The 11,048-nt window shown below is 45.0% G+C and carries 9 protein-coding genes; all 9 read left to right on the forward strand.

Going from position 1 to position 11,048, the window contains the following annotated elements; genetic code table 11:
- The coding region (locus tag IE103_RS18160) for a DUF4214 domain-containing protein (protein WP_189347839.1) at positions 1-358 on the forward strand (358 nt) is incomplete at its 5' end.
- Positions 359-1,056: 698 nt separating this feature from the next.
- Positions 1,057-1,365: a DUF6916 family protein gene (locus IE103_RS18165; RefSeq protein WP_189347841.1), complete on the forward strand. Its 309-nt coding sequence runs from the start codon at positions 1,057-1,059 to the stop codon at positions 1,363-1,365.
- A 24-nt stretch (positions 1,366-1,389) separates the two neighbouring features.
- The gene (locus IE103_RS18170; protein WP_189347843.1) at positions 1,390-1,857 is read left to right on the forward strand and encodes a DUF6916 family protein; all 468 of its coding nucleotides are present in this window, start codon (positions 1,390-1,392) and stop codon (positions 1,855-1,857) included.
- A gap of 40 nt (positions 1,858-1,897) precedes the next feature.
- Positions 1,898-2,452: a GNAT family N-acetyltransferase gene (locus tag IE103_RS18175; protein WP_189347845.1), complete on the forward strand. Its 555-nt coding sequence runs from the start codon at positions 1,898-1,900 to the stop codon at positions 2,450-2,452.
- Positions 2,453-2,461: 9 nt separating this feature from the next.
- The gene (locus IE103_RS18180; RefSeq protein ID WP_189347847.1) at positions 2,462-2,977 is read left to right on the forward strand and encodes a phage tail protein; all 516 of its coding nucleotides are present in this window, start codon (positions 2,462-2,464) and stop codon (positions 2,975-2,977) included.
- A gap of 41 nt (positions 2,978-3,018) precedes the next feature.
- Positions 3,019-3,528, forward strand: coding sequence for a phage tail protein (locus IE103_RS18185; RefSeq protein ID WP_373295253.1), 510 nt, complete (start codon positions 3,019-3,021; stop codon positions 3,526-3,528).
- A 9-nt stretch (positions 3,529-3,537) separates the two neighbouring features.
- A complete protein-coding gene (locus IE103_RS18190) occupies positions 3,538-4,062 on the forward strand; it encodes a phage tail protein (RefSeq protein WP_189347851.1) in 525 nt (174 codons plus the stop codon).
- Between the two features lie 74 nt (positions 4,063-4,136).
- Positions 4,137-4,742 carry a hypothetical protein gene (locus tag IE103_RS18195; RefSeq protein WP_189347853.1) on the forward strand — a complete coding sequence of 202 codons (606 nt, stop codon included), beginning with the start codon at positions 4,137-4,139 and terminating at the stop codon, positions 4,740-4,742.
- Between the two features lie 80 nt (positions 4,743-4,822).
- Positions 4,823-11,048: DUF4347 domain-containing protein (locus IE103_RS18200; protein WP_189347855.1), on the forward strand; the 6,226-nt coding region annotated here is incomplete at its 3' end.

Consider the following 11,048-nt stretch of genomic DNA (forward strand, 5'->3'; position numbering starts at 1 on the left):
TGCGAGCACCGAGTTCCAGCAAAAATATAGTGCTATCGACAATGCTCAGTTCATCGATCTGGTCTATCAGAATGTCTTACACCGTCCTGCGGATGCTGCTGGTAAAACCTATTGGGTCAATCAACTCTCTAACGGTGTTAATCGTGGTGATCTGCTCGCTAGCTTTACCGAATCGACCGAGTTCAAAGCCGCTTCACAAGCAAAGGTTGCGCTCACCCTCGACTTCGTCGGTCTGCTTGGGCGTGCTCCTGATCCCGCTACTTTTAATGAATTGCTCAATCAACCTAACACCGACTCTGTTACCCTCATTGGACAGTTTATTAGTTCTGATGAGTATATTGGGCGGTTTTTAGAGTAAAGCAGAACTTTGTCACTCACTACAGAGGGCTACTTGTGCACTTTTTATTAGCTCTCTGTATTTTTTAATGCAGGTTAATAATGTACTTTCATTTATTGTAGTCATAGGGCATATCGATTACTCGGCATCAATCAAAACATTCATACAATCAGGCCACGCGTCATTTCAGTTCTTGTTCGTCTTTCCTCCCACCATGCAAACTGATGCACATAACTAGTCTAAATAGACTATAGACAATGTCATTCTCAAAAAGTATCGTCTCCAGCTATTTGTCGTAGAAATTTTTATCGCGCATTGAATTATTTGCTCATCAATTTCGTACTCTTCATTTGAACTGCTGACATGCTTCTCAATACGCAACGACACTTTCGTCATAGGTAGCAAGCTTTAGTTCGTGTGACCAATTTGAATTTAGCGTGAATGCCTATCTCACAAAGTAATTTCTAAAACATTGGCTTCGCAATTACTGGCGCACTATTTAATGATCACTAGAAAAATAATTTGGCGCTAATGAATCACTAAAAAATACAAAATTCATTTCCACATGGAAAGTAACGTAAACTTAACTATTTATCTTTAATTCATTTTCGAAATAAAATTTTCGCGATTCAAATTTACCCTTTAAAAACATAGACTTACCCTTGACTACATGTCTAGTTCACAATAAGATTGCGGCAATTTATTTTTTTAATAATTCAATGAACCTACCTTCTCATCAGACTTTTTGCGACCACCTCAATGACAGCTTCCGCGTACAAGTCGACGGTAGTTCTGACGAAACTTTTGTACTCACGTCAATTTCCAATTTACTCGAAAGTGCGGTCAGTACACCAGCGAATCCGAAAGAACATTTTTCGATTATTTTTGAGTGTGAAAATCAAATCTACTTGCCTCAGCAAATTTACAAATTTACACATCCGGTAATTGGTGAATTCGAATTATTCATCGTACCAATCGGCCCAGACCGGGTCAGTAAGAATATGTGCTATCAAGCTATTTTTAGTTAAATTTAAATTGAACGGAGCTTCAAGATGTTGGGTAAGCAAAATTTGGCACGGCGCGGTTTTATGCTATTTGGTGGTGCGGTTGCGTTAACTTCGGTATCAGCCCCTACTTCATTAGCAAACGCACTAATGGAATACGAGATGCTGCCAAGTTGCTCTGCTAATTTGAGCAATACTGATCACCTGTGTTTACGTGAGTTGGCGTTAGTAGATTTTCTGCCGCTAGTAGGACAAAATTTTTTACTTGGATCCAGCATACATAAAGTACGCATGCAATTAGTAGCGGCTATTTCGCATGGTCGTGCCCTTGATGCGCGACCAGAATCTGTGCGCCGTGAGCCATTCAGTCTGCAATTTTCAGCGCCACAAGGTATGCAACTGCCCGCAGAAATCTACGATCTAAAACATCCTAAAATCGCGAGTATGAAAGTGTTTATGACGCAAATTGGTAGCCAAAATATACGCTTACCGCGATACGAAGTTGTCTTCGGTTAATCAAGCAGGTCGCATCAAGTTATAACCTTTGATTACATTCATGACTACCGCTCGCCCTTCTGCAATTTATAGCCTGCGTCCAATCAAGGACGCGGACATGCCTATTTTGCGTGAGATTTATTACGCATCACGTGCGGACGAAATGCGTTTTTTCCCTTTTTCAGATGAAGAGAAGCAACAGTTTTTGGCAATGCAATTCGACGCACAACATCAACACTATCAAACCTATTTTCAACAAGCCCAGTTTAGTTGTGTACTTCAAAACGATGTAGTCATTGGTCGCCTCTACGTGTTTCGCGGCCAAGAAGATATGCGTATTGTTGACATCAATTTGCTACCAAATTATTGCAACCAAGGAATTGGAAGCATGCTATTGAATCAGTTACTTGCGGAAGCAGATGATCGACAACTGCGCGTGAGTGCACATGTGGAATATAACAATCCAGCCCGCCGTTTGTATGCACGTCTGGGCTTTATCGAAGTTGAAGAGCGCGGTGCATATATTTTCGTCGTACGACCTGCTGCATCTGAGAAAACAAATCCAGAAGTTAATCGGACGTCTCCCGTAGAGGCATTCAAAGAGAGCGCTATTTAAGAGGACATCATGGCAGAACCATTTTTATCAGAAACTCGACTATTCAGCTTTAATTTTGCACCCAAAGGATGGGCGTTGTGCAATGGACAATTGCTGCCCATCAATCAGAATCAAGCGCTATTCTCTTTACTCGGAACCACCTTCGGCGGAGATGGTAGGGTCAATTTCGCACTTCCGGATCTCAGAGGTAGAACACCAATTCACGTTGGCAATGGTCACACACTTGGTGAACGATCAGGCGCAGCAACACATACCATCAACCAATCTGAAATGCCAACTCATACCCATGCAGTGAACGTATCAGCCAAACGGGCTAATTTAGTTAGCGCGGCAAGTGCAACTCTTGGACAAACAGTGGATCCAATGTATTCAGATGGTAGCCCCGGCGCCACTTACGAAACTTTAGTGGTCGGCGGCCCCACACTCGCCAGCGTTGGTGGCAATCAAGCACACAATAATATGCAGCCTTACTTAACAATCAGTTTTTGTATTGCGCTACAAGGCATTTTCCCTTCAGCTAACTAAGAGGAACAAAAATGGCACTACCTTATGTTGGTGAGATCCGCATTTTTGCAGGTAACTTCGCCCCAGCGGGCTGGATGTTTTGTCATGGTCAGACAGTCCTAATTTCTACATATGAAACATTATTTCAGGTCATCGGTACGACCTATGGCGGCGATGGACAAAGCACATTTGCGCTGCCGGATTTGCGCGGTCGAATTCCGATTCATCAAGGCAGCAACGGAGGAAATACTTACACATTAGCCGAAGCGAGTGGAACCGAGAACGTCACCTTGAGCGTGAACCAAATTCCAGCGCATACGCACCCTGTTCTAGTACGCGCACCAACCGCATCAGCACCAACTGGAAATGCAACGCATACCAACCCTTTAAGCAATATGCTGGCAGGAGGAAATATAAAGGCTTACTCAAGCTCAGCACCAGGTTCTATGTTGAATATGAACCCTGCGGTGATAACCTCGATTGGCGGTAGCCAACCCCACGAAAACTTGATGCCATATCTATGCGTCAACTACATTATTTCATTGTTCGGGATATTCCCGAGTATTAACTGAGGCTCAAACATGGCTGATCCCTTTGTCGCTGAAATCCGAATTTTCCCTTTTAACTTTGCCCCAAAAGGCTGGGCGTGGTGCGATGGACAACTCCTGCCCCTTTCACAAAATACTGCCTTATTTTCATTACTCGGCACGACCTACGGTGGAAACGGTCAGTCTAACTTTGCTCTACCAGATCTACAAGGTCGCGCTGCGATGCAACCCGACCAGGGGCCCGGCCTATCTTTATATAATCTGGGGCAAAGCGGTGGAGCTGAAAGCGTCACCTTACTACAAACAGAAATTCCTACTCATAACCACACCATGCAGGTAAGTGATATAGCGGGTAATTCCACGACCCCTGCTGCGAATGCAATGGCGATTGGTGCCAAAGGCACCCCAATGTATGCCCCCATTAGTGGCGCGACTGGTACTCTGAGCAACAACACGATCACACAGAATGGTGGAAGCATGCCACACAACAATATGCAACCGTATTTGACGATGTATTTTGCGATTGCCATGCAGGGAGTTTTTCCACCTCGCACTTGACGAGGTGTGCTTTTCCTACCCAATCGTTTGAGTTACCTGTAGTTATCTTCATCTAAAAAGAATGGTGCATTAGTATGGCTCGTTTTAATTTAAGAATTTCGTTGCGCAATTTTGCGTACCTGGGGCCCTTAACATTGTTGGCTCTGAGTGCATGCGGCGGCGGTGGCTCACCAAGTTCCACTACCAACAATGGCGCTGTACAGGCGACATCTAGTTTCGTTTGCAGCGGAACAGTAAAAGAATTATTCACGGCTGCGCAAGGCACTTACGACGGCACCGTCGACCCTGCTTTTTTACCTGGAGCGGGCGCGCCTTTGTCGGTGGGTGCAGTTTACCCGGTAAGCATTTCTGGACAAGATTGTTCGATCCGTTTTACTGGTGCTAGAGATATTAAATACGTATTTGCATTTGGCGATACCAACAATACAGTCCCGAGTAATTTCGTTGGCTTTAGCGCGACAAAAATTCTTCAAAACCCAAATGAACTTGACCTCAAAAATGTGCAATACAACATTAGCATTAGTACCAGCAACAACATCATTGAATTAGAACGAAGGATCGCAAAAAACTCAGCAGGAACAGGTTCAGTTGACGGCGATTTGCATCTTTATTCCATACCTGGCGACAACTCCTTTGGTGGCATGCACTTAAAAGTCGCAAGTAAACGCAGTCTCAATTAACAGGACAGAATTGGCGGCTTGCTCTCGGTAATTCACATCATCTAAATAATACAAATTAGTGCATCTATCACGGTTAGAACATGAAACTAGAATCTCAAGCGACATCAGAAATTAGGTTAACTACTGGCGTACAAATTGCAATGATCGATACCCGCCTTGCGGACTACCAACAGATCATCACCGCCTTATCACCTAGCATGCAAATCGTCTTGTTAGATCCTACTAGTGATGGTTTGACTGTGATTGCCGATGCGCTAGCCAACTACCCCGCAGTGTCGGCATTACACCTATTTTCTCATGCCAGTCCGGGTAGCCTACAGCTTGGCGCTAGCTACTTAAACACCAGCACGATAAATAACATCGCCGCGCAGTCGGCGCTTGCAAGTATTGGCAGTAGTTTGCTACCAGACAGCATGATTTTGTTATATGGATGCGACCTTGCGGATGACAGAATTGGTCTACAGTTTGTCAGTCAATTTGCTGCCTCAACCGGAGTCGCCGTAGGCGCTTCGAACAACACCACTGGCGCTGCTGCATTAGGTGGCGATTGGCAGATGGAAGTTATTGCCTCATCAAACGGTCAATTGCTACAAACGCATACTGGAATACAAGAAACAACCTACGCGGTAGGTTTAAGTTTAAGCAATTATCAGCAAAGTTTGGCAGGACTCATCACCGCGAGCAACCCAGTTAGTATTGCTACTGGCAACGACTATATCAACACAACTCCTGGCACGACGCCACTTGCAATGCTCGGCGCGGTTGAGTTGAGCAACGGTAGTCGCGTCTTATTGCAAGCCAATAACAAAGCCGATTACTACGGCATGGCGAACTTAGACTATTTGAGTGTTGTATTAATCGACAACTTAGGCAATACGACGCCAATTAGTTTAACGGGAACCGTCGCCAATGTGATCAACAACAACAGTGGCGTCAACAATAATAGCAATAGCATCCAAACCAACGATGCCGCGTCTATAGTGGCTTTGAATAATGGTGGCTTTGTAGTTTCGTCATATTCAAATGATGGTTATGGCATTCAAATGTATAGCAATACTGGTGTATCGCAGGCCATCAGTGCGCCTGCGACATACAGCAGCTCGGTCAATCCATCAGCCAAAGTTTTAGCCAGTCAAGATGGCGGCTTTGTCTTGCTTTGGACTACCACCAACACCACAACCAACGCGATTACTGTTAGCTACCAGCGCTATAGCGCTATCGGTACATTAAGTGGAGCAACCTACTCTAAAGAGTTCGCTAGCAACACGCCAATTGTCCAAAATGCTGCTATCGACATGCATGGCAATATCGCGATTCCCATCAGTAGTAACGATGTCTACACACACAGCCAAGTTCTCTTGTGGAGTACAAGCAATGTTGAGGTGGGGCTTTACGACACGGCTTATTATCAAGCAGCTGCAGTAGTCGCACCGATGTATGGTGGGGGATTCGATTTATTCGGCAACGATATAAGCTCTGGGGTTGGAAACACAGCTTCCTCATATTACGTACAAACCTTAGGAGCTGACGGCAGCCTAGGATTGACAGTTGCCAGCGCGATTCCAGTCACAAATCTACGCTCGGTTGAATTATCTTTGTCCGGTGATTATCTCGCAATCGGTGGCGCTAGCGATTCTGCTAAGCTCGGTTATTTTGTTGATGGCTTCAATCCTAGCGCGGGCACCACCAGTCAGTCTATTGCTGATGCCGACAAAGTTGCCGCCACACCTAGCCTAGCCAAAGACGGCGATGTCACGAGTGCATGGATTAGCAATCCTGTCACCAATGCTAACGGTCTTGTCACTAGTGGCGCAGTTTCTGTCGTCACCTACGGCGCTGCGTTTACTACTCCAGTGGACTTTCCCCCGACACTTGCAGGCACTTTCACAACAAATGGTGCACTAACAGATAAAAGCAACATCCTACCTTTCGCCAACTTGACCGTCAGTGATGTCGACTCTACATCCGGTAAAGTCACCATTACTTACCCCGCCGCAAACGGTAGCTTAGTTGGAACGGGTTTAAGCGGCACACCTGGCAATTATGTCCTAGAGACTTCAACAACGTCTTTATCGACCTTGAATACTGAACTACGCGCACTAGTTTTTGTGCCGACTGAGAACCAAATCGTCCCAAATAGCACAGTGCGAACGACCTTCACATTGACACCAGGTGATGGGATTCGAGATGGCCGAGCAAACACTGCGACCAATACCACCGCTACGTCAATTAACGATGCTCCAGTCATCGATAACAACAGTAGTGCAGCTAGCGCAGCTGTCAATGCAGCGGAGAATCAAACAGCAGTAATGACGTTCACAACGACCGATCCTGATGTTGGTCAATCCATTACTTACTCAAAATCTGGCACCGATGCAGCTCTATTCACAATTCATCCAACAACCGGTGTATTGACGTTCACCACCGCTCCAAATTTTGAAGCACCGACCGATGCAGGCGGTGACAATATCTACGATGTCATCATCACTGTGTCCGATGGTATAGCTTCGGATAGTCAAGCAATTGCCGTGACTGTGACCAATGTTAACGAACACCCGGTGATTACCAGTAATGGTGGAGGGGCAAGTGCTGGAATCACTATATCGGAAAACCAAACAGCAATCACCACCGTACAAGCCAGCGATGTTGATGCAACTACCTCCATCGTCTATAGCGTTTCCGGTACGGACGCTGCTCTGTTTGACATTAACAACGCGACAGGCGCACTAACGTTTAAAAACGCCCCCAATTTTGAGGCCCCAGCAGATTCTGGCGCAAATAACGTCTACGATATTGTCGTGTCTGCATCAGATGGCACGTTGAGTGACACCCAAGCTATATCCATCACGGTTACAGATTCCAATGATGCACCTATCGTCAGTGGACTTTCCAGTACAGATAATCAGACCGTCTCTGCCAGCGCAAATGCGGCATTAATTGATCTGGGGACACCTGCCACAGTAAGCGATGCAGACAATGCTAATTTCAACAATGGCAGCCTAACTATTGCATTCAGCTCGGGACGCGCCAGTGGTGATGTACTTTCAATTTTTGTGGGTGGAAGTGTTTCACTCTCAAACGGCAGCAATGTCGGAAGTAACGTCTCGGTAGGCGGGCAAAATATCGGTTCAATTGCAAACAATGGTACTGGCATTGGTGGTGATAATTTAGTTATTAATTTAAATTCCGCAGCAACCGCAGCACGTGTCTCAACGCTCTTACAAAACATCACTTTTGACGCCACAGGCACCCAAGGGGACAGGGTTATCAGTGCGACACTCAACGATGGCCAACTCAATTCAAATAGTGCCAGTACTACTATCACTGTGAATACCAATCCTACGGTGGCGATCACTAGCAATAGCAATGTACTTAAAGCCGGAGAAAGCGCTCTCATTACCTTCACATTCAATGAAGCGCCAGTTGGATTTACTGATACAGACATAACGGTCAATGGAGGAACGCTGAGTGCGGTGACGGTTGATGCGATTGACAACAAAATCTATACTGCAAATTTCACTCCCACCGCTGCAACTCAAAGCTTGAATGCATCAATCAGCGTGGCTGCCAATACCTTTAAAAATGCAGCCAACGAAGACAATTTGGCGAGCATAGCTAACGTTTCGATTACTGGTGACACGCTCACGCCATCGATTACCAGCATTGTTCGCCAATCACCCGCTACTGCAACCACCAACGCTAGTAGCGTCACCTATGCGGTGAGCTTTAACGAGAGCGTTTCTGGTGTTGACATCAGTGATTTCTCCTTAACTAAAACGGGAGCAACAGTTGGAAATATTTCTGCCATCAGCGGTAGCGGAAGTAGTTATATTGTTACCATCAACGGCATCAGCGGTGACGGTACTTTACGCTTAGATTTAAATGCGAGCGGCACCAATATCTCGGATGCTGCGTCAAATACGATTAATACAGGATTTATCTCTGGACAGACTTACACCATAGATCAGCCTGCCATTATCAGTGCAAACTATGACGCCAATTCGGGATCACTTGTTGTGACAGGCAAAAGTTTTGTTTTGGGCGACACGATTGATGTCTCCAAACTCAGCCTCATCGGTCAAGGAGGTGATTCTTATACGCTGACTTCACCGAACGTCACCGCTAGCAGTGCCACGACATTCTCTGTCACCTTAAATGCCGCAGACAAGCTCGCCGTCAATGGCTTGCTCAATAAAAATGGCACAACAGCGGTGGATGCCACTAGCTTCAACCTTGCTGCTGCAACGAACTGGAATTCAACAACCACCTCAGCAGCCGATCAAATCGGCAACACGGTAACTGTTTCTAATGTCACCGCGCCAACGATTACATCAGCTGCTTACGACTATGCCACTCACACGCTAACAGTTACTGGCAATAATTTAGTAAAAACAACTGGCGCCAATAATGACATTACCGTTTCGAAGTTCACAATAGCGGGTGTAGGGGGAAACACATACACTCTATCAACGACGAATGCTGTTGAAGTCAACTCAGATACTAGCTTCGCGATCACTTTAACAGGTGCAGATATCAATGCTACGGAGGCATTATTTGATAGAAATGGGACTATTTCTTCAACAGGTTACGCCTTCCATCTAGTCGCCGCTGATGATTGGGATAGCCAAGTTACTGGTGCGGATACAAGCGTATCAGTCCCTAAGTCCATTAATGTATTCAATATGCCTGCAAGAATCCATTCTGCGACTTATAACCAGTCCTTAGGTCAGTTAACAATAAGTGCACCAAATGTGTTGACGAATGACGCAATTGATCTTTCAAAATTTAGCGTCACTGGTCAAGGTGGTACATACACGTTACAGCCAAGAATAATTGCAGCAAATTCAGATCACATATTTACAATCACATTTGATCCAAACGAAAAGTCAATCATTAATGGGATTCTAAATAGCAATGGAAACTCATCAACCAATGGCGATGTTTTTAATATTGCTGTAGCTACCGGATGGAATCAAACAAGGGCATCAGTTACCGACAATACAAATGCGATTGAGACTTATTGGGGGGTGCCAAGTATTAGTCCCAAGCTCACATCTGCCACCTATGATGTAGCAACACATACCCTAGTCGTAAGTGGTACAGATTTAATTCAGACTTTAGGTGCCAATAACGACATTACAACGTCCAAATTATCAATTCATGGGGAAGGCCATAACAGCTATACCTTAACTTCAGGCAATGTAGATCTTCTATCCCCAACGAGTTTCTCCATAGTATTAAATAGTGTCGATCAAGCTGCAGTAGAAGCACTATTTAACCGTAACGGAACGCTTTCGACGTCACTCTCCCCATACATAATAACCGCGCTTGATGATTGGAACAGTTCATTCGGTCCATTTGATATTACTCAGTATAATTTTAATGCCATTAGTATTGCAGTCAGTAACGTTCAAGTGCCCACAATCACCTCTGCGATTTATGATGCTAGTTTAGGTATTTTAACCGTCACGGGTACCAACTTTAAAAGTAAGGCTGGCATAGCCAATGATATCGCTATAGAGAAACTCTCTTTACAAGGTGAAGGTGGGATTGCGTATTCTTTAACGAATGAGCCGAACGTTGAAATAATCAATCCAACTACTTTCGCACTGACGTTAAGTGAATTTGGTCGCATCAAGCTAAACACCCTAATGAACAAGGCTGGCCTTACTTCAACGAGTGGCAATAGCTTTAATTTGATAGCAGGAGAGGATTGGGCTAATGGTACAGACCCAAGTTTAAATATTGCTGATTTGACAGGTAATAACGTCACGGTGGTAAACGTTCCCAATCCGACTATATTTTCTGCAAGTTACAACGTATCGTCAGGTGTATTAACAGTACACGGACACAACTTAGTCTCACTTTCAGGCTTATCCAACGACATTATCGCAAACCGTATAAGCTTCTTTGGTCAAGGTGCAACTGGCTACACATTAACAGATAGTCCGAATGTCGAATTAGCAGCCAATCCCTTTGGTACTACTTTTACGATTACTTTGAGTCCAACCGACAAGGCGGCAGTAGCTCTTAGAATGAATAAGGATGGGAATTCTGCTTCTGATGGTACTACTTACAATTTAAGTATGCTGGAAGACTGGAATGCCGGTGCCGATGGTGCACTAACGATTGCCGATTTGTTTAACAACTCTATTTCCGTTGATGGTAATAACGTCGCTCCAGTGATCACAGGTGCAGTAGCAGGTCAATCCATCAATCAGTCCATGACGATTGCGCCTTTTGCTAATATCGTCATCACCGATCCTGATGTTGGTGCCTCTGAAACTGTCTCCATTACGCTCGATA

The organism is Affinundibacterium macrobrachii (assembly GCF_014652415.1).
Taxonomy (GTDB): domain Bacteria; phylum Pseudomonadota; class Gammaproteobacteria; order Burkholderiales; family Burkholderiaceae_D; genus Undibacterium; species Undibacterium macrobrachii.